14 protein-coding genes, 1 tRNA gene and 4 pseudogenes are annotated in these 19,848 nt (G+C 72.4%); 8 read left to right on the top strand and 11 right to left on the bottom strand.

Annotated elements, in window-relative coordinates:
- Positions 1–22: 22 nt before the first annotated feature.
- The 3 genes and pseudogenes from ACLF5H_RS21250 to ACLF5H_RS21260 all read right to left on the bottom strand — a co-directional run bounded on the left by ACLF5H_RS21250 (position 23) and on the right by ACLF5H_RS21260 (position 2,513).
- Positions 23–1,027, bottom strand: a complete 1,005-nt coding sequence (locus tag ACLF5H_RS21250; protein ID WP_421677588.1) for a Gfo/Idh/MocA family protein — start codon at positions 1,025–1,027, stop codon at positions 23–25.
- Positions 1,028–1,108: 81 nt separating this feature from the next.
- Positions 1,109–2,049, bottom strand: a pseudogene (locus ACLF5H_RS21255) (Gfo/Idh/MocA family protein); the annotation flags it as partial.
- Positions 2,050–2,168: 119 nt separating this feature from the next.
- A complete protein-coding gene (locus ACLF5H_RS21260) occupies positions 2,169–2,513 on the bottom strand; it encodes a cupin domain-containing protein (RefSeq protein WP_421677589.1) in 345 nt (114 codons plus the stop codon).
- A 131-nt stretch (positions 2,514–2,644) separates the two neighbouring features.
- Here ACLF5H_RS21260 and ACLF5H_RS21265 point away from each other — a divergent pair, with 131 nt between their 5' ends.
- From ACLF5H_RS21265 to ACLF5H_RS21285, 5 genes are all read left to right on the top strand, one after another.
- A complete protein-coding gene (locus tag ACLF5H_RS21265) occupies positions 2,645–3,181 on the top strand; it encodes a hypothetical protein (RefSeq protein ID WP_421677590.1) in 537 nt (178 codons plus the stop codon).
- 85 nt (positions 3,182–3,266) lie between these two features.
- Positions 3,267–3,340, top strand: a tRNA-Pro gene (locus ACLF5H_RS21270).
- 128 nt (positions 3,341–3,468) lie between these two features.
- Positions 3,469–5,082, top strand: coding sequence for a phospholipase D-like domain-containing protein (locus tag ACLF5H_RS21275; RefSeq protein WP_421677591.1), 1,614 nt, complete (start codon positions 3,469–3,471; stop codon positions 5,080–5,082).
- A gap of 274 nt (positions 5,083–5,356) precedes the next feature.
- Positions 5,357–5,710 carry a hypothetical protein gene (locus ACLF5H_RS21280; RefSeq protein WP_421677592.1) on the top strand — a complete coding sequence of 118 codons (354 nt, stop codon included), beginning with the start codon at positions 5,357–5,359 and terminating at the stop codon, positions 5,708–5,710.
- Between the two features lie 11 nt (positions 5,711–5,721).
- Positions 5,722–9,207, top strand: coding sequence for a hypothetical protein (locus ACLF5H_RS21285; RefSeq protein ID WP_421677593.1), 3,486 nt, complete (start codon positions 5,722–5,724; stop codon positions 9,205–9,207).
- A gap of 298 nt (positions 9,208–9,505) precedes the next feature.
- Here the strand turns inward: ACLF5H_RS21285 and ACLF5H_RS21290 are convergent, their stop codons facing one another.
- Complete coding sequence (locus ACLF5H_RS21290; protein WP_421677594.1) at positions 9,506–10,582, bottom strand: response regulator; 1,077 nt, start codon at positions 10,580–10,582, stop codon at positions 9,506–9,508.
- Between the two features lie 310 nt (positions 10,583–10,892).
- The gene (locus ACLF5H_RS21295; protein ID WP_421677595.1) at positions 10,893–11,501 is read right to left on the bottom strand and encodes a TetR/AcrR family transcriptional regulator; all 609 of its coding nucleotides are present in this window, start codon (positions 11,499–11,501) and stop codon (positions 10,893–10,895) included.
- 139 nt (positions 11,502–11,640) lie between these two features.
- Between ACLF5H_RS21295 and ACLF5H_RS21300 the strand changes: the two genes are divergently transcribed.
- Positions 11,641–13,191, top strand: a complete 1,551-nt coding sequence (locus ACLF5H_RS21300) for an amidase (protein ID WP_421677596.1) — start codon at positions 11,641–11,643, stop codon at positions 13,189–13,191.
- On the opposite strand, the gene ACLF5H_RS21305 is transcribed toward ACLF5H_RS21300, so the two are convergent.
- On the bottom strand, positions 13,100–15,847 hold the full coding sequence (locus ACLF5H_RS21305; RefSeq protein WP_421677597.1) for a molybdopterin-dependent oxidoreductase: 2,748 nt from the start codon (positions 15,845–15,847) through the stop codon (positions 13,100–13,102). The genes ACLF5H_RS21300 and ACLF5H_RS21305 overlap by 92 nt on opposite strands.
- Positions 15,844–16,656 carry an FAD binding domain-containing protein gene (locus ACLF5H_RS21310; RefSeq protein ID WP_421677598.1) on the bottom strand — a complete coding sequence of 271 codons (813 nt, stop codon included), beginning with the start codon at positions 16,654–16,656 and terminating at the stop codon, positions 15,844–15,846. Before ACLF5H_RS21310 ends, ACLF5H_RS21305 begins: the two co-directional genes overlap by 4 nt.
- 214 nt (positions 16,657–16,870) lie before the next feature.
- Between ACLF5H_RS21310 and ACLF5H_RS21315 the strand changes: the two are divergent.
- A pseudogene (locus tag ACLF5H_RS21315) lies at positions 16,871–17,176 on the top strand (PucR family transcriptional regulator ligand-binding domain-containing protein); the annotation flags it as partial.
- On the opposite strand, the gene ACLF5H_RS21320 reads toward ACLF5H_RS21315, so the two are convergent.
- A complete protein-coding gene (locus tag ACLF5H_RS21320) occupies positions 17,165–17,764 on the bottom strand; it encodes a hypothetical protein (protein WP_421677623.1) in 600 nt (199 codons plus the stop codon). The pseudogene ACLF5H_RS21315 and the gene ACLF5H_RS21320 sit on opposite strands and share 12 nt — an antisense overlap.
- Between ACLF5H_RS21320 and ACLF5H_RS21325 the strand changes: the two genes are divergently transcribed.
- A complete protein-coding gene (locus ACLF5H_RS21325; RefSeq protein ID WP_421677599.1) occupies positions 17,740–18,438 on the top strand; it encodes a PucR family transcriptional regulator in 699 nt (232 codons plus the stop codon). The two genes, ACLF5H_RS21320 and ACLF5H_RS21325, sit on opposite strands and share 25 nt — an antisense overlap.
- Here the strand turns inward: ACLF5H_RS21325 and ACLF5H_RS21330 are convergent.
- The 3 genes and pseudogenes from ACLF5H_RS21330 to ACLF5H_RS21340 all read right to left on the bottom strand — a co-directional run.
- On the bottom strand, positions 18,392–18,793 hold the full coding sequence (locus ACLF5H_RS21330; RefSeq protein ID WP_421677600.1) for a TOBE domain-containing protein: 402 nt from the start codon (positions 18,791–18,793) through the stop codon (positions 18,392–18,394). The genes ACLF5H_RS21325 and ACLF5H_RS21330 overlap by 47 nt on opposite strands.
- A gap of 163 nt (positions 18,794–18,956) precedes the next feature.
- A pseudogene (locus tag ACLF5H_RS21335) lies at positions 18,957–19,385 on the bottom strand (AMP-binding enzyme); the annotation flags it as partial.
- Positions 19,386–19,848, bottom strand: a pseudogene (locus tag ACLF5H_RS21340) (AMP-binding protein); the annotation flags it as partial.

The raw sequence follows: 19,848 nt of genomic DNA on the forward strand, positions 1-19,848 counted from the left end.
AAGCCCCCCGGTACCGGGCCCGTCAGGCCTGCCGCACCTCCGCGATCGCCACCGGACGGTGTTCGGCGCGGGAGAGCGTGCAGGCCTCCGCGATCCAGCCCGCCTCCAGGGCGTCCTCGACGGTGCACGGGGACGGTCTGGTGCCGGCCACCACCTCGGTGAAGGCGGTGAGTTCGGCGCGGTAGGCGGCCGCGAAGCGGTCCATGAAGAAGGCGTGCGGGGTGCCGGACGGGAAGCCGGCCCCGGGCTCGGCCGAGCGCAGCGGCAACCGGTCGTCCAGGCCCACGGCGAGGGCGTCGGCGAAGCCGTGCAGCTCCATGCGCACGTCGTGACCCCGGCCGTTGTGACGGGAGTTGGAGACCACCGCGATGGTGCCGTCGTCCAGCGTGAGGAGCGCGCCCGTGGTGTCGGCGTCACCGGCCCGCGCGATGTGGTCGGCGCCCCGGTTGCCGCCCACCGCGTACACCTCGCTGACTTCGCGCCCCGTCACCCACCGGATGATGTCGAAGTCGTGCACCGAGCAGTCCCGGAAGATGCCACCGGAGGCGGCGACGTACGCGGCCGGCGGCGGCGCCGGATCCAGCGTCGTACAACGCACGGTGTGCAGCGCCCCCAACTCGCCCGAGCGTACGGCGGCGCGCGCGGCGGCGAAGCCCGCGTCGAAGCGGCGGTTGTAGCCGATCTGGATCGGCACCCCGCTGCCGCGCACACTGTCGCGCACCGCCACGCCCTCCGCCATCGTGCGGGCCACCGGCTTCTCGCAGAAGACCGGGACACCCGCCGCCACCCCGGCCCGGATCAGCGCGGGATGGGCGTCCGTGGCCGCCGCCACGACCAGGGCGTCCACCCCCGCGGCCAGCAGCGCCCCCGGAGAATCCGCGACCTGTGCCCCGAACCGCTCGGCGGCGGCCTTCGCGGCGTCCGCGAACGGATCGGCGAACACGAGCGATTCGACGGCGTCGAGCCCGAAGAGGGTCTCGGCGTGGAAGGCACCGATGCGGCCGAGGCCGAGGATTCCGATACGCATGGGTGTTGCCGCTCCTTGAGGGTTCGGACGAACGGGGCGAGACGCCAGGGGTGTTGACCAACCTGCCTACACATCGACCCAGCCGTACGGTGTGCCTTCGGCGCCGGAACGCAGGAACCGGTGGGCCTCGATCAGCTTCAGATCGTCGTAGCCCATCGCGTTGGCCGCGCCCGGCTGGAACGCGGCGAACTCCCCGTCGCCCGGGCCGACATGCACGGTGCTCACCGGCTGGTCCTGGAAGGATGAGCCCCGGCTTGCACGGCACGAGCGGCGCGGTGTTCTGGGACTTCCGGCGGATGAACGAACTCGCGGTCGTGCCCGGCGGTGGCGCCGGTCGGGCGGGCGCGCTCGGGGACGAAGACCGCGGTGTCGGCGGTGAGCGCGGTGATCTCACCGAGCAGGAAACGGGCCAGGTCGGCGCCGTGCGAGGCCAGATAGCCGAGCACCCCGCTGCCGCCGCGCTCCCGCTCGTAGCGCCAGGTCAGGGCGGAGTCGGGGTGGGCGGCGTAGTCGCTGAACAGCCGGATGCGCACATGGGTGACGGTGCCGATCTCGCCCGCCGCGATCAGCTCGCGGGCCCTCTCCACGGGGGGCGCGTTGCGGTAGTCGAAGCCGTCCGTGCCCTGCACCCCGGCCCGTGCGACGGCGTCCGCGACCGCGCGGGCGTTCCCGGCGGACAGGCCCACCGGCTTCTCGATCCACAGATGCTTGCCCGCCCCGGCCATCGCCACCCCGATCCGGCGGTGCAGGAAGTTCGGCGCGGTGACGCTGACCGCCCGCACCCGGGGATCGGCGGCCACCTCCCGCCAGTCGCGGGTCGCGGTGGCGAAACCGAACTGCGCGGCGGCCTCCTCGGCCCGGCCCGGTGCCTCCTCGGCCCGGCCCGGTGCCTCCTCGGCGACCGCGATCAGCCGTGGCCGCAGCGGGAGCCGGGGGTAGTGGTGGGGGAGACGGGCGTACGCCCGGGTGTGCACCCGGCCCGTCCAGCCGAACCCGACGACGGCGACACCCAGCTCCTCCACCCCGCCCGCCTCTCCGCGTCAGCACCGCGGGACCGGCCCGCCTTCCCGCCCGGCCACCTTTGTCCTGACATGGTGGCGCTGTCAACGCCCCGAACGGGGCGGGGCGCCGGAATCGGCCCCTACAGGTTGATGGCGTACGCCTTGCGGAGCGTCTCGTGCACGGTCCATGTCGTACGGTCGCCCGCGCGCAGCACCGCCATGTCACCCGGTCCGACCCGCAGCGTCGGGCCGTCCTCGAAGTCGATCGTGGCGGAGCCGCTGATCACGACGAACAGCTCGTCGGCCTCGGTGTCGGTGACCACACCGGGGGTGATCTGCCAGATCCCGCGGATCTGCCGGCCGTCCGGGGACTCCCAGACCACCTTCCCGGTGACCTCGGGGTTCCCGGAGACGATCTGTCCGGGGTCGAGGGGGTCGGGTTCGAGGTCGGCGTCGGGGATGTGGAGCGCGAAGCTGTGCGTCATGGGCCCGACCCTAACGGGGCCCGCGCCTCGGCCGCCGTCGACAGAGTGTGCGGCATCGGGCCTGGTCGGAGGACACTTCGTCGGCCCGCGCCCACTGGCGGGCGCGCGGGCCGGGGGTGATCGTGGAAGACATGGCCGACTCGACCGCGGCGGACGCCCACGGGTATGCGGAGGACGGGCCGCGCCCCGGCGGGCACAGCACCCGCGAGGCGCTCCTCTTCGGCGGGGTCTACGGCTCCGTCCTCGCCAGCTCGATGGTCGCCGCCCTCACCCGCTACGGCGCCAGCACGCCCGCGACCCGCCGCTACGACGCCCTGTGGCTGCTGGTGACCGCCCTCGCCTCCGCCCTGGCCCACGGCTACGCCCACTACATCGCCGAGCGCGCCCCGCACCGCCGCTGGGACGGCCTGCGCGCGCTGCGCAACGAGTGGCCGCTGGTCGCGGCCGTGGTGCCGACGGTCTTCCTGCTCGCGGGCGCGGGCTGGGGATGGTGGCCGGCCAAGGGCGTGGAATACCCCGCCTTCACCCTGAACATCCTGATCCTCTTCGTCCTCGGCCTGACCACCGCCCGCCAGGCGGCCCGCCCCTGGCCCGCCGCCGTCCTGATGGGCCTCGGTGACGCCCTCCTCGGCCTGGTCGTGGTCGTCGCCAACGCCCTCATCAAGTGACCCGACCCTCGACGTCACCGGGCACCCGCGCGCATACGGTAGTGTTGACCTGCGTGATCACGCGAAACACCGCGTGTGGTCGCAACGGGACGTGGCGCAGCTTGGTAGCGCACTTGACTGGGGGTCAAGGGGTCGCAGGTTCAAATCCTGTCGTCCCGACTTGAAAAAGTCGCAGATCAGGGGCGGTTTCGGAGAGATCCGAAACCGCCCCTGATCGTTTTCGGGGACCAGGCGGACGGCACCGAAGCCGACCGGGGGCGAGGCCTCTCACCTGGTAATTTCTGTAGATGATCATTTCGTCTCGCTTATCCCGTGCGGCCCGGGCCGCCTTCATCTGCGCTCTCGCCCTGACCGTGCTGCCCGCCTCGCCCGCCGTCGCCGCCGACGCCGCGGCTCCTCATCTCGATGCCGTGGAGCGCACGTTGCGCGAGGTCTCGCCCGGCCTCGAAGGGGATGTGTGGGAGCGGACGGCCGGCAACCGGCTCGACGCCGGGGCGGACGATCCCGCGGGCTGGCTGCTCCAGACGCCCGGCTGCTGGGGTGACGCCGGCTGCCGGGACCGCGTCGGTACCCGGCGGCTGCTGGCCAGGATGACCGAGAACATCTCGCGGGCGACGCGGACCGTCGACATCTCCAGTCTGGCGCCCTTCCCGGACGGCGCCTTCCAGGACGCCATCGTCGCGGGCCTGAAGTCGTCCGTGGCCTCCGGGCACCGGCTCAAGGTCAGGGTCCTGGTCGGAGCCGCGCCGCTCTACCACATGACCGTGCTGCCCTCGAAGTACCGGGACGACCTGCGCGACAAGCTGGGCCCGGCCGCCGACGCCGTCACGCTGAACGTCGCCTCGATGACCACGTCGAAGACCGCCCTCTCGTGGAACCACTCCAAACTGCTGGTCGTGGACGGCGAGTCCGCGGTCACCGGCGGCGTCAACGACTGGAAGGGCGACTATCTCGACACCGACCATCCGGTCAGCGACGTCGACCTCGCGCTGAGCGGCCCCGCCGCCGGGACGGCCGGGCGTTACCTGGACCGGCTGTGGGGCTGGACCTGCCGCAACAAGGGCAACGCCGCCAGCGTGTGGTACGCCGCCTCGGGCGGATCGGACTGCATGGCCACCATGGAGCGGGACACGAACCCCCGCGCCGTCCCGGCCACCGGTGACGTGCCGGTGATCGCCGTCGGCGGACTCGGCGTGGGCATGGAGGACTCCGACCCCGCCTCGGCCTGGCGACCGGCCCTGCCCGCCACCTCCGACACCCGGTGCGTGGTCGGCCTGCACGACAACACCAACGGGGACCGCGGCTACGACACGGTCAACCCCGAAGAGAGCGCCCTGCGTGCGCTGATCTCCAGCGCGACCCGGCACATCGAGATCTCACAGCAGGACCTCAACGCGACCTGCCCGCCGCTGCCCCGCTACGACACCCGGGTCTACGACGCCCTCGCCGCCAAGCTCGCCGACGGCGTGAAGGTGCGGATCGTCGTCAGCGACCCCGCCAACCGCGGCGCCGTCGGCAGCGGAGGCTACTCGCAGATCAAGTCCCTCTCCGAGGTCAGCGACGTGCTGCGGGACCGACTGGCCCGCATCACCGGCGACGAGACCAGCGCCGGGGCGGCGCTCTGCGCCAACCTCCAGCTCGCGGCCTTCCGCAGCTCCCCGAGCGCGCGCTGGGCGGACGGGCATCCCTACGCCCAGCACCACAAGCTGGTCTCGGTCGACGGCTCGGCCTTCTACATCGGATCCAAGAACCTCTACCCGGCGTGGTTGCAGGACTTCGGGTACATCGTGGAGAGCCCCGGCGCGGCCCAGCAGCTCGACGCGCAGTTGCTGAGCCCTCAGTGGACCCACTCGAAGGAGACCGCCACGGTCGACTACGAGCGGGGCCTGTGCCACATCTGACGCCCCGCCCAGGCAGCGGCCGACACGGGCCGAGGCCCGCCGCCGGACCGGCTCCGCGCTCGGCGACCTCACGCATGTCGGGCAGCCGAGGGCATTGCCTTCCCGAGCCCGAGCGAACCACGGAGGAAGGGCCCCTGCGGCGGCCGTCGCAGGGACCACGGCTTCACGCTCGGGGCCGGGATCCTCGCCCCCGGCAAAACCAGAACCACGATCAAACCGACGTATTGATCCCCGGCAACCCCTAGCATGTGGCGGAGGTGTGAGGGAGGCGGGGGTGCCTGTGCGGCGTCATCGGCGTGCGGTCCTGGTCGCGACGGTGCTGGTCCTGGCGGTCTTCGCCGGTGTGCTGTCGTTGCTGAGCTGGGACCGGGCGAACCAACTGGCCGGAGTGGTCTCCGCGCTCGTCGGGGTGGCCGCCCTGGGGGCCGGAGTCTGCGCGCTGCTGGCCCCGTCCGGGACCGCGGTGGTGCAGGTGTCCAGGACCGGGGGTGCCACGGCTACCGGCGGCGGGGACGCCAACACCGGTGCCGTCCTCCCTTCCTCCGCCGGTGCGGTCTCCATCAGGGAGACCGGTGACGCGCGGGCGGACGGCGGTAGCGCGAACACCGGTTACCGGCGGCAGGAGTAGCGGCGCATCAGATGATCTTCCGCAGGCGTGCCGCAGTACGCAAGTCGGGCGGAGCCACCGCCGAGGGAGCCGGGGCCTTCGCCAACAGCGGCGTGATGATTGACAGCTGCGTGCAGATGGTCGAGAGGCGCGCCGCCGTCTCCGGCTATCTCCTCAAGGTGGAACAGGACCTCGTCGCCGCTGACTTCCAAGGGCGGGAGAGCGAACTCGTCCAGATGGCCGCTTTTTGCACGCAGGAGGTCCCCGCCGACCGTCCTGGCACCAGCTACTGGCGCTGGGTGGCCCCGGCGTGGGCGGGAAAGTCCGCTCTGCTGGCGCACTTCGTCCTGCATCCGCCACCCGGCGTCGACGTCGTGTCGTTCTTCGTCACCTCCCGCATGGCCGCGCAGAACGACGCCGCGGTGTTCTGCGAGGTCATCCAGCGGCAGGTGTACGCCTTGCTGGGCGAGGTGGACCCGCTGAGCACCCCCGCCACCCGCGACGAGCAGATGTTGCTCGCGCTGGATCGCGCCGCACAGTGGTGCGAGGCGCGCGGCCGGCGGCTCGTGCTCGTGGTGGACGGGCTGGACGAGGACCGAGGCGTGATCGCCGGCCCTGACGGCCACAGCATCGCGGCGCTGTTGCCCCGCGTGCCCTCGCACGGCATGCGGATCGTCGTCGCCGGCCGTCCGCATCCTCCCGTACCGGAGGACGTACACGCGGACCATCCCCTGCGGAGCACACGGATCGACCACCAGTTGGAGCCGTCCCCGTACGCCCGAGCGGTGCGCCAGAACGCGGAGGAGGATTTGTTGCGACTGCGGGCCGGCGGCGGCCTTGGCTGGGAGCTGGCCGCCCTGACCGTCGCGGCTGGGGGCGGACTGAGCCCGTCCGACTTCGCGGAGCTGACCGGAAGCCCGGTGAGGCTGGTCGAGCGCGAGCTGTCCGCGGTGAACGGCCGCAGCTTCGGTCGGCGCTTCGGGCACTGGACATCCGCCGGTCCGCCCGTCTTTCTCTTCGCGCACGAGGAGATCCGGCGCGTCGCGGCCGAATTGGCCACGAACCAGGAGCTGGCGGCCGACCGCAGCCGTCTGCACCAGTGGGCGGACTCGTACCGGCATGCCGGGTGGCCAGAGGAAACCCCCGAGTACCTGCTGCGCGGCTACACCCGATTGCTGCGCGAACAGCACGACACTTCCAGGCTGGTCGCGCTGGCTTGCGACACCCGGCGCCAGGAGCGGCTGTGGCAGGCGTCCGGGGCGGACCTGGAGGCGCTCAGCGCGGTATCGGACGCATTCGACCTGGTGCTCGCGGACGGCGGGCGCCACAGCGATCAGGATGTGTCCATGGCGCTGCGGCTCGCCGTCGCGCGGGACGGGCTGCATGAGCGAACAGCGTCTCTTTCCCCCGGCCTCGTCGCCCTGTGGGCCCGGTGCGGGCACCCGGCACGGGCCGTTCAGCTAGCCGAGTCGCAGCGAGACGCGCGGGACAGGACAGTCGCCCTGAGCGCCATCGCCGGCGCCCTGGCCGCCGTGCGCCCGGATCAGGCGGCCGCTCTCCTGAGCAGAGCGGCCGACCCCGAAGCCCGGGACCACTTCGGCACGGCGATCGCCAAGGGCTTTGCGGACTGTGGGCGGCCATCTGAGGCCCTGCAGATGGCCGCCCACATCAGCGACCCGGAGCGCAGGGCGGAAGCTCTCGTCGCGGCCGTCGGTGCCCTGGCCGCAGTCACGGGGAACGCCGCGACGGCTCAGGAGGAGGCCGGGGTCCGGGATACTGATGCGGATTCCCGGGCGCTGGAAGCCGTCGACGCGGTCATGGCGGTGCCCAACACCGTCTCCCAGAGCGTCCTGGGCGCCTCGCTGGCCGCCGCGCTCTCACGGCTCGGCGAGCATCCCCGGGCCTTGGCGCTGGCGGAGCGCGTCGTGTCCCGTTCGGTCGACTCCGGTGCCACGGTTCGGCGTGCGCAGTCCCTCGCCCTGTTCGCCCGAGGGATGTCCATGGCACCCGGTCTCGCCGCGCAGGCCGCCGAGTTCGCCGTGACGTCGGCCCGGCTGGTGGCGGACGTCGACGACTTCGTCGGCGATGACTGGGTCTACCCCCACGTCGCCGCCGGCCTGGAGGCGACAGGACACCGGCAAGAGGCGATCGACTTGGTCAGCCGCTGCCTGAACGATCCGGAGGACGGGCTGGTCGAAATGGGCATCGCGGCCGCGGAGACCGGTAACCCCGACCGGGCCCTGGAGCTGGCCGAGCGGATCACGGAACCCATCTACCGGGCGCGCGTCCTCAACGCCGTCGGCAAGATGACGACAAACTCCTATGACCCGGTGCGGACGCTGCACCTGGCTCAGCAGGCCGGTGAGGCCACCGACAAGGTGCCGTACCTCCACTGGCGGGTGGCGCTGTCAACCGACACCGCCGACTTCCTGCTGCGGGCGGGCCAGGAGAAACATGCCCACGCCGTGGTCAAGCGGGCGACGAACATGCTGCGGAGAGGCCGGGGGCCCGGGGTGCGTGCCCTCATCAACGCGGCTGTCGCAGTCGACCGGTCTGGACAGCGAGGTGCTGCGGCCCGTCTCATCCACCGCGCCGAACAGGCCGCCGACACGTCCGACAGTTACGCACGCGTCGTCGGCCTCGCGGAGGTGGCCGAGGGCTTGCACCGCACAGGTCGCTCCGCGGAGGGGGACGAACTCCTGCGCCGTGTAATCCAGGAGAGCCGGGTCCTGGCAGATCACGCCGAGCACGCCGAGGGCCTGCGGCAGGTGGCCGAGGTATTCGGCCGCATCGGGAAACCAGACCAAGCGGCAGAGGTGGCTCAGGAGATACTGGCCCTGGCCGCCACCGCCGACAGCTCCTACCAGCGGCGCTGGGACATGTACGCCGCCGCGGGTGCGCTCCTCGCGGCGGACGATATCGACGCGGTGCTCGAGCTGGAAGGCTGCCTGCCGGAGGACGCGGTGGACGAGATGCTCGCCGCTCTTGTGGAAAGGCTCGTGGCCGTGGGCGATCTGACCACAGCAGAGGGGGTCACCGATTGGGGAGGAGACGAGCACGCCATCGGCTACCTCGCGGCGGGCGTCGCCGCCACGGGGGACATCGCGCGTGCCACCGCGCTGCTGGAGGAGATCAGCCACCCTGCCCGGCGCGAGGCGGCCACACCGGCGGTCGTCAAGGCGCTCTGCCGAGCCGGCGCCCGCGATGCGGCCCGCGCCTTGGCGGACGCCCTCACCGCGCCCGAGCACCGCAGCAAGGCGATCGCGGCGATCGCCCAGGCACTCGGGCCCTGCCCGCAGGGGCGCCTTGTCCTGACCGAGGCGCTGAGCTGCGGCCCATGGGAGCAGATGCATGCGGAGATCGCCGGTGTGGCGCCGGAGCACCTGCCTCTGCTGGCAGACCTCGTGCTGGCAGAAGGCATGATCCGAGACGACGATCCTGCTCGGGAGGCGACTGCGCCGTCGCCTCCGTGGGAGCCCACTACCTGGTTCATCAATGAGACGGAGACAGGTGCTTAGACATCGTTTCTGATGGCGGACGGCCGGCCGCTTGCATCGGGTGGCCCGCTTGCGGGACTGCTCGGTACGGTGCGCCAGTGTGCTGCTACGCCATGACCTACCGCAAGCCGCACTACGCGTGCGTCTCGTGTGTGAAGGGCCGTGCTGTGAAGGGCTGTCGGTCTGCGGGTGCGGCCAGGAATCCCAAGTACCGCCCGCGGACGCGCTGAACCGCGGGCCCGTCGGTCCGTAGCCGCGAGGGGCGGTCCGCCGTTGTCCGAGGCGCTGTACCGGCCGGACCCTCTGACCCCGCTGACGTCTATCGGTTGTGCCGCTCCAGATGGATGGACGTGAACACCGCGACCTTGGCGCGCAGGGCCCAGGGGTCGAAGGGTTTGCTGATGTAGTCGACGGCGCCGGCGGCGTAGCCGCGTGCGGAGTGTTCGGAGCCGAGGCCCATCGCGGTCAGGAAGATGATGGGGATGTCCCGGGTTCTTGAGCGGCGCTTGATGTGGGCGCACGTCTCGTAGCCGTCCATCTCCGGCATCTGGACATCCATGATGATGACGGCGAAGTCGTCGTGGTCGAGGAGGGCCTTGAGGGCTTCCCGGCCGGAGGAGACGGTGACGAGTTCCTGTTCGAGCGTCGCCAGCACCGCGGTCATCGCCAGCAGGTTGTCCGGCTGATCGTCGACGATGAGGATCTTGGGCATGTCCTGACGCCCTGGCGGCAGCGGGGCGGGCGCGGACTGTTCGACGGCCTCCAGCTGGCGTTCGAGCAGTTCGCAGCGGCCCTCCGCCGCGGCACGCTGGGCCTGTGCCTCCTGGAGGGCCGCTCCGAGCCGCTGGACCTCCAGCTGGAGCTCGTCGCGCTCCTGGATGAGGCCGTACACGTCCGGATGCGCCTCGGCGAGTTCGTCCGCCCGTTTCCGCTCCGCGATGCGGTCGGCCTCCAGCTGGTTGAGCCGCGTCTCCAGGTCGGCGATGCGCTGCGTCCGGTCCAGCAGCGCGTCGCCGAGGACGTCGCCGCGGACGCTGGACCGCCGGGAGACATGGTCGGCGTCGGCCAGCTGCCGCTCCAGGATCTCCACCGCGTGCTTCGGTGAGGAGGCGGCGTCCACGGCCGATCCGTACAGGCCCCGCACCAGCTCGATGGCCTCGGTGGTGACGGCGGTGCCACGATGCTCGGCGACATCGGTGAAGAGATCGTTGATCACCCCCCACGGGGGCAGCCGGGTGCCGTTGAGGTAGCGGGAGACGGTGCCGGGGTCGAGTCCGCGGCGGGCCGCGTACCGGCGGACGGACACATGAAGGCTCTCGAACAACTCGCGCAGCGCCTCGGCCAGCGCCCGGGAAGCCGCGTTGAGGTCGTCTCCCAGAGGCCGTAATTCACCCATGGTGCGCCCCCGCGGCCGTCGTTCCGCCTCTCGCCGCACCGGCGGGCAGAAGGGGCGCCGTTCGTCTCGGCGGCAGCAGGGGGTCCGGGTCCATCGAGTCCTCCATTCGTCCGAACCAGGATGGAGGAAGCGAGGGGCGTTGCGGCCCACGATTCGATGGCGCGGGCTCCAACGAGGGCCTGTTGCACGGGTGTTGTCGCCGCATGACATCAAGTCGCGGGCAGGTCAGGGGGGTTGGCGGGACAGTTGTTGCCGCGGTGTTGCTCCGCAACGCTCTCGAAGGCCGACAACGCCGGCAACGCCTGGCCCCTCACGGGGCGGTCGTGGGGGCCGAGTGGCGGTCCAGGACGGCCTCGACGATCCTCATGAGCCGTTCCCCCGCGCGCTCGACGCTGCCGTTCTGGGCGCTCACCTGGGCCCCTTCGAGGACGAAGGTGATCTCCGCCGCCGCCTCGTCCGGCTCGGGCAGCCCGGCCCGGGCGCACAGGTCGGTGAGCCGGTGCAACTGGCCGGACTTGTGGGCCTCGATCAGCCGCCGTGCCGGGTGGGCGCGGTCCGGCAGTTCCGCGAGGGAGTTGATGAACGGACACCCCCGGTGCGAGATCTCGGGAAGCCCGTCGGCGATGAACCGGGCCATGCCCAGGATCTGCTCCCGGGGCTCGTCCGGGTGCGCGGCCGCCAGCCGGTCGAACACGGCGATGTAGTCGGCCGCGACGATGCGCAGCCACTCCTCGACCAGCGCGTCCTTGGTCGCGAAGTGCCGGTACAGCGCCATCTTGGTGGTCTTCGCCCGGTCGGCGATCGCCTGGACGCCCACGGCTTTGATCCCCTCGCGGGAGAACAGTTCCTCCGCCGCGTCGAGGATCCGCTCCCGCGGGGGCAGCGTGGCCACCCTGCTCTGCCTGCTGACTCTGTCCATGTTCGCCGTACGGCCCCTCGTCGGTTCCGGTGGAGCGTCGCGCCGCCCCGTCTCAATGCTACGGTACCGATCAGTCCCGCACGATACCGAGCGGTATCGTGCGGGACTGATCGGTACCGCTGTTCCCGAAGGGACGAACATGAAGCTCTCCGAGTACGTCAGCTACGACGGCGTCGGCCTGGCCGACCTGGTGGCTCGCGGCCAGGTGACCGCCGCGGAACTCGCCGCGACCGCCCAGGCGGCGTCCGACGCGGTGCATCCGCGGCTCAACGCGGTCGTGGAGACCTGGCCCGCGCAGGACATACCGGCCGCGGGCAGTACGCCGCTGGCGGGGGTGCCGTTCCTGATCAAGGACCTCGCCGTCGCGATGGCCGGCAAGCGGGTGGAGCTGGGCAGTCGTATCGCCGCCGGAAACGTCGCCGGGGCCGACTCGTCACTCATGGCGCGCCTGCGTCGCGCCGGGCTGGTGACGCTCGGCCGCACGGCGACGCCGGAGTTCGCGTACAGCACCACCACGGAAGGCGTCCTGTACGGCGCCACCCGTAACCCCTGGGACCCGACCCGCAGCCCCGGCGGCTCCAGCGGCGGCTCGGGAGCGGCGGTCGCCGCGGGCGTCGTCCCGATCGCGCACGCCACCGACGCGGCGGGCTCCGTCCGGGTCCCCGCCGCCGCCAACGGCCTGTTCGGGCTGAAGCCGACCCGCGGCCGGATCTCCATGGGGCCGGACACGGACGAGGTCTTCAACGGGCTCGCCGTGCACGGCTTCCTCAGCCGCTCGGTGCGCGACAGCGCCGCGCTGCTCGACCTCGTCCATGGCCCCGAGGCCGGCGACCCCTACGCCGCCCCGCGGCCCGAGCGGCCGTACACGCGGGAGATCACCCGTTCCCCGGGCAGGCTGCGGATCGGTCTCCTCACCCGGCCCTGGGGCGGCCGGGACATCGACGCCACCGTCCTGGACGCCGCGCTCCGCGCCGCCCGGCTCGCCGAGTCCCTGGGGCACCGGGTGGACGAGGTCCAGGTCGAACTGGGCATCGGCTGGCCGGAGTTCGTCGTGGCCAACGCCCGTCTCTGGAGCACCAATCTGGTGACCTGGATCGACGGCTTCGCCACCGCCTTCGAACGGCCCGTCGACCTCAGCACCCTCGAACCCGAGACGCTCGCCAGTTACGTCTACGGACGGCGGGTCAGCGGCGCCGAGTTCGTCGACGCGCTCGCGATGCGCAACAGCGTCGCGCGCGCGATCGGCCGCTACTTCACGGAGTACGACCTGCTGCTCACCCCGACCCTGCCCGAACTGCCGGTCCCCTTGGGCACGTACGCCGAGAACGCCGAGGGCCTCGACGGGCTCGGCTGGCTCGAACAGGTCTTCCACCGCTCGCCGTTCACCGCCGCCTTCAACATCGCGGGCACCCCGGCCATGTCCGTCCCCCTGGAGACGGACCCCGCCACCGGACTCCCCATCGGCATCCAGTTCGCCGCGGGGTACGGCCGCGAGGACGTCCTCTTCCGCCTCGCCGGGCAGCTGGAACAGGCCGCCCCCTGGGCCCAGCGGACCCCTGCCGTGTGGGCGGGCGGACACGACGAAGCCCCGGCGGCCTCTACGAGGAGCTGCTCACCCTCGGCTGATCCGGCACCCCGGCCCGGTGCAGGGCGAGCCACACCCGGTCGCGGGTCAGCGGGAGTTCGGTGAAGCGGACGCCGGTCGCGTCGCGCAGCGCGTTCGCGAAGGCGGGGGCGACCGGGTTGAAGGGGCTCTCGCTCATGGACTTGGCGCCGAGCGGGCCGATGGCGTCCGCGGTCTCCATGAAGTGAACCTCGGTACGCGGGACATCGGCGTACTGGGGGAGCCGGTACCGGCGGAACGCGGCCGTCTCGACCGCACCGCGCCCGTCGACCCGGACGTTCTCGAAGAGCGTGGCCCCGAGCGCCTGCGCGACCCCGCCCTCCACCTGGCCCCGGCACTGCATCGGGTTCATGACCTTGCCCGCGTCGGCCGCGTGCACACTGCGCAGGATCCGGATCTCACCCGTGCCGGGGTCCACGGCCAGCCGGAACCACTGGGCGTTGAAGGCGACCGAGCGCGGGGTGCCGCCGAAGTGGCCGTCCGCGGCGAACTCGACGCCGACCGCGCGGGCGGTCGCGTACAGCTCCTTGAGCGGCAGCCGTCCGCCCGGGTGCAGCACGGCCTCCTCCGCCAGGCGGCAGTCGGCGCGCGGCACGCCGAGATGGGCGGCGGTGAAGTCGAGGAGCATGTCGGCGAGGGCGCGGGCGGCACGCAGGGTGGCCTTGCCCGCGACCACCACACCGGTCGAGGCGAAGGCGCCGGTGTCATGGCGTACGACGTCCGTGTCGGACTGCCGGACGGTGATCCGCTCGACGGTGGTGGCCAGTTCCCCGGCCGCGATCTGCCGGTGCACGGTGGTGGTGCCGTTGCCGAACTCGGCGGTGCCGACGGCGAGATCGAAGGCTCCGTCCGGCAGCAGGGCCGCGCGGGCGTCCGCGAAATGGCCGCCCGGCGGGCCCGTGGCGATCATCGCCAGGGCCGCGCCCTCGCCGACCAGCCAGCCCTCGGGCGCGGGATCGCCCCCGGGTTCCGTCCGGGCCCGGCGGACGATGCCCAGACACTGGTCGAGGCCGTAGCTGGCGATGTGCAGGTCCTCCTCGTGGCCGCCCGGGGTGCGCATCGGCTCGCCGGGTCCGATGATGTTGCGCGCCTTGAACTCCAGGGGATCCAGGCCGAGTCGGCGGGCGAGTTCGTCCAGCGCGGACTCGACGGCGAACATGACCTGGCCGAGGCCGTAGCCGCGGAAGGCGCCGGCCGGGACGGTGTGCGTGTAGACGGCGTAGGCGTCGACCTTCTTGTGCGGGGCGCGGTAGACGGCCGTGGACTCGCCGATGCCGTGGAACATCACCGCCGGGCCGTGGTTGCCGTACGCGCCCGTGTTCGAGACCACCCTCAACTGGAGCGCGGTGAGGGTGCCGTCGCGCCGGGCCCCGACCTTGACGCCGATGGTGAAGGGGTGCCGGGTGGTGGCGCCGTAGAACTGCTCGGCGCGGGTGTACTCCAGCTTCACCGGACGCCGCAGCCGCAGCACCGCCAGCGCGACGATGTCCTCGACGAGCATCTCCTGTTTGCCGCCGAACCCGCCGCCGACCCGGCCCGCCACGACCCGGACCCTGTCGTGCGGGAGGTCGTAGAGGGCGCACAGGGCGCGGCGGGTCAGGAAGGGGGTCTGGGTGCTGGACCGGACGTTCAGCCGGCCGTCCTCGTCGAGCCAGGCCACCGCGCCGTGCGTCTCCAGGCTGGCGTGCTGCACCCGCTGGGTGCGGAAGGTCTCCTCATACACGGTGTCGGCCGCGGCGAAGCCCGCCTCGACGTTGCCGATCTCGCCGTGCGCCTCGCCGACCACGTTGTCGCGGGGGCGGGCGATCCGGGCCCGCGCCGCGTCCTTGTCGTGGACGACCGGGGCGCCCGGCCGCATCGCCTCCTCCGGATCGAGGACGGCGGGCAGCACCTCGTACCTGACCTCGATCCGTCGGCAGCCCTCCTCGGCGGCGGCCTCGCTGTCCGCCACCACGGCGGCGACGCGCTGACCGATGTGGCGGACGGTGTCGTCGAGGACGCGGGTGTCGTCCGGGTCCTCCTCGGGGTGTTCGTGGCGGGCGGTGGAGAAGTGCCGTCCAGGGGCGTCCTCATGGGTGAGTACGGCGTGGACGCCGGGGACGCGCAGGGCGGCGGCCGGGTCGATCGCGGTGATGCGGGCGTGGGCGTGCGGGGAGCGCAGCAGCTTCATGTGCAGCAGGCCGGGGACGTCGATGTCGAAGGTGTAGCGGGCGGTGCCGGTGACGACCTGGGGCCCGGCCGGGGCGGGCAGGTTGCGGCCGACGGACTCGCCCGCGCCGGGAGCCTCCAAGTGCCTGACCCCGCGAACGGCGTCCTCGATGGCCCGGTAGCCGGTGCAGCGGCACAGATTGCCCTTGAACGCCCTGGGCAGGTCGGCGAGTTGGTCCTCGTCCAGAGCGGCCGTGGTCATCAGGTACCCGGCGGTGCAGAATCCGCATTGGAAGCCCTGGGCGTCGAGGAACTTCCGCTGTACGGGGTGGAGTTCACCGTCCGCCGGGGCCAAACCCTCCACGGTGGTGACCGATCGGCCGTCGGCGCGGAAGGCCGGGTAGAGGCAGCTGTGGACGGGCTCGCCGTCGACATGGACCGTGCACGCACCGCAGTCCCCGGCGTCGCAGCCCTTCTTCACACCGAACCAGCCGCGTTCGCGCAGATAGGTGCGCAGGCACTGGCCGGGGCGCGGCTCCTCCTCGTGGGAGCGGCCGTTGACCTCGATGTTCACCCGGTCACCTCCTCGCGGATCTCCTCCGCGAACCGCACGGTCATATGGCGCCGCCACTCGGGCAGCCCGTGGATGTCGTCGAACCACTCGCCGTCCGCGACGGCCGAGCCGATGGCCGCCCGCAGCGCCCCGGCGGACGGGGGCAGCGGGAACCAGAGCCGCACCGGCCGGACGGTCGACGCGGTGACCGTGATCGCGAGGGAGCCGTCGACCGGGTCCAGCGCGCCGATGACCAGCACCCCGGAGCGGCCCAGCCCGTACAGCGACGCCTGCCGGAACGCCGTACGGCAGGACAGGGCGCGGGCCGGCAGCGTGACGGACCGCAGCAGCTCGCCCTCGGCGAGGTCCTTGCGGCCCGCGCCGGTGACGAAGTCGGCGACGCGCACCCGGCGGCGGGCGCCGTCCTGGGCCAGCAGCAGGCATCGGCCGTCCAGCGCGGTGGTGAGGGAGATCATCGGCCCGGCCGGGAGGGCGTTGCAGAGGTTGCCGCCGACGGTGGCCATGTTCCAGATCTTGAAGGAGGCCAGGAAGGCCCGGCAGCACTGCTCGAACAGCGGCGCCGCCCGGTCCGGCAGCTCCTTGCCGAAGCGGGACAGCTGGGCGACGGTGCAGGTGGCGGCGATCTCCAACGAGCCGTCCGGGCGTAGTTCCACCGGTGTCCAGCCGGTCCGGCTCAGGTCCACCAGGCGCCGCAGCCGCGGCTGGGGCTCGGAGAAGAGATACGTGCCGCCGCCCAGCCAGGCGTCACCCGGCCGCCAGGGCGCGCGATCGCGGGCGTCCCGCACCTCGACCACCGTGTTCAGGTCCATGGCCGTCAGTGAAGCAATCCGACCAGGGCCCGGACGACTGGTTCACCACACGGAAACGCGGACTTTTCCGGGCCGATCCATGGAGGATCAACCAAGAGGCATTCCGCCCGTCTGATCTGGCATTTACGATGCGATGACTCGCATCCACCTGGTGAATGTGAGATGCCGGGCACGCGCCCCGTGCTCGGCTGCCGCACAGGGAGCCAGCGCACATATGCACGTCGAACACCTCCTCGGGGACGAGTCTCTCGGCCTGCGTCTGCTGTGGGCCGAGGGCGCGCTGCTGCGGCGGGAGATCAACGGGGTGACCGTCACCGATCTGGAGGACCCCGCGCGCTTCGTCCGGCCGGGCGAGGCCGTGCTCAGCGGACTGGTGTGGTGGACGCCGGAGGCCGGCCGGGCCAAGGCCGAGCGTTTCGTCTCCGCGCTGCGGGACGCCGACGCCGCCGTGCTGCTGGCGGGGGAGGAGACCCACGGCTCGGTCCCCGACGAGCTGATCGAGGCATGCTCACGGCACGGCATCCCGGTGGCCGGTGTCCCGGCCCATGTGATGTTCCGGGCCGTCACCGAGACGGTCTATCTCCAGCAGTGGGGCGAACTGAGCCGGCACCACGCGCTGCCGGAGTACGTGCGCGGGCGCCTCAGCCGGCTCGTGGCCCGGGACGCCGGGCCGCAGGAGATCGTCGCGACCGCCTTCGCCCATCTCGCGGACGGGGCCGCCGCCCATGTCCTCACCGCCGCCGGTCGTACCGTCGCGGTGACCGCGGGCGCGGACGTCCTGCCCGCGCCCGAGGCCGCCCGGATCCTCGCGGACAGCGGTGGCGTGACGGTCCCCGTCGACGCGGATGCCGTTTCCCCCTACGAGCGCTGGTACCTCCATCTGCCCGACCCCGCCGCCGCGCCGCCCCGCCTGCTGCACGAGGTCGCCGCGCTCCTCGGCCGCAGCCAGGCGGCACGGGCCCAGCTCCGGGCCACCGCTCGCCGGGCGGCCGGTGCACTCGGGGCGCTGCTCGCCGCGGACGGGGCCGACGCGGTCGGCGTCGAGGGCGCGCTGCGGGCCAGATCGGAAGAGCGTCGTACCGGGTGCTGGCCGCCGCCACCGGCGCACCGGGGGCGGGCCTGGCGGAGGGCGCGCTTGCGGAGGTGCTCGCCGGTGCGGGGACCGAGGGGGCGGCGGTCGGGCGGCTGCCGGACGGCACCGTCTTCGCCGTCGTGCCCGAAGCCACCGCGGGGACCGTCACGACCTCCGGGATCGGCGCGGTGTGGCCGCGGGTCGCCGCGTGCGAGCGGACCGTGCCGCTGCACGGCGGAACCGGATCCCCGGCGCGGGGCCTCCAGGATCTGCCCAGGGCGCTGGCCGAGGCCCGCTACGCCCTGGCCTCCGCGCGCAGCACCGCGCCGGACGCGTCACTCCTCACCGACGCCACGACGCTCACCAGCCTCGAAGCCCTGCTGACCGGCGTCCCGGCACCGGTCCGCGCCGCGTACACCCGCTCCGTCCTCGGACCACTGCTCGACATCCGCGGCACCTCCGCCACACCGCTGCTGGAGACCTTGACGACCTTCCTCGCCTGCGACGGCTCCTGGGCCCGCACCGCCGAGGCCCTGCATCTGCACGTCAACACCGTCCACTACCGCGTCGGCCGCATCGAGCGCCTCACCGGCCGCGATCTGTCCCGCCTCACCGACCGCCTCGACCTGTGGGCCGCCCTGCTGTGCCGGAGCGCCCTGGGCGTCACCGGCGATCGACATGGACATTCGTCGACTTCACGCGCGCGGTGACCGTGATGCCGACCGCGAGCCCCAACTCCTCGACGGCCTCGCGGGTCACGAGCGAGACCAGGGTGTGCGGCCCGGACTGGACCTCCACACGGGCCGCCACCTCGTCCACGGCCAGCGCGGTGACGATGCCGGTGAACGCGTTGCGCACGGAGGTGGGCGGCGCGTCCTCGGGGGCGCCGCGCAGGTCACCCGCCGCGCGCTCCGCCGCGAACCGGGCCAGCCCGGCCCCGTCGACCGACCGGTTCCCCGAACTGTCCCGGTCCATCGGCAACCGTCCGCCGTCCGCCCATCGGCGCACGGTCTCCGGACTCACCCCCAGCAGGCGCGCGGCCTGCCCAATGCTGTACGTCGGCACACCAAGACCCTAGGGGGTGCGCGGATGCCGTCGTGCGGGATCAGTCCTCGGTGGGGGTGGTGGGGAGTTTGGACTGGATGAGGTCCATGACGCTGGAGTCGGTGAGGGTGGTGACGTCTCCGAGTTGGCGGTTTTCGGCGACGTCGCGCACCGTCGTGCGGGATCAGTCCTCGGTGGGGGTGGTGGGGAGTTTGGACTGGATGAGGTCCATGACGCTGGAGTCGGTGAGGGTGGTGACGTCTCCGAGTTGGCGGTTTTCGGCGACGTCGCGCAGGAGGCGGCGCATGATCTTGCCGGAGCGGGTCTTGGGGAGTTCGGCGACGGGGAGGATTCGTTTGGGTTTGGCGATGGGGCCGAGGGTGGCGCCGACGTGGTCGCGGAGTTTGGCGGTGAGGGTGTCGTCGTCGGCGGAGGCGGTGGCGCGCAGGATGACGAAGGCGACGATGGCCTGGCCGGTGGTCTCGTCGGCGGCGCCGACGACGGCGGCTTCGGCGACGGCGGGGTGGGAGACGAGGGCGGATTCGACCTCGGTGGTGGAGATGTTGTGGCCGGAGACGAGCATGACGTCGTCGACGCGGCCGGTCTCGTCGGCGGCGCCGACGACGGCGGCTTCGGCGACGGCGGGGTGGGAGACGAGGGCGGATTCGACCTCGGTGGTGGAGATGTTGTGGCCGGAGACGAGCATGACGTCGTCGACGCGGCCCAGGAGCCAGATGTCGCCGTCCTGGTCTTTCTTGGCGCCGTCTCCGGCGAAGTACTTGCCTTCGAAGCGGGACCAGTAGGTGTCTTTGAAGCGCTGGTCGTCGCCCCAGATGGTGCGGAGCATGGAGGGCCAGGGTTCGGTGAGGACGAGGTAGCCGCCCGCGCCGTCGGGGACCTCGCGGGCGTCGTCGTCGACGACGGTGGCGCTGATGCCGGGCAGGGGGCGTTGGGCGGAGCCGGGTTTGGCGTCGGTGACGCCGGGGAGGGGGGAGATCATCATGGCGCCGGTCTCGGTCTGCCACCAGGTGTCCACGACGGGGGTTCGGTCGGCGCCGATGTGTTTGCGGTACCAG

The sequence above is a fragment of the Streptomyces sp. LaBMicrA B280 genome, from assembly GCF_049222185.1.
In the GTDB taxonomy this organism is placed as follows: Bacteria; Actinomycetota; Actinomycetes; order Streptomycetales; family Streptomycetaceae; genus Streptomyces; species Streptomyces murinus.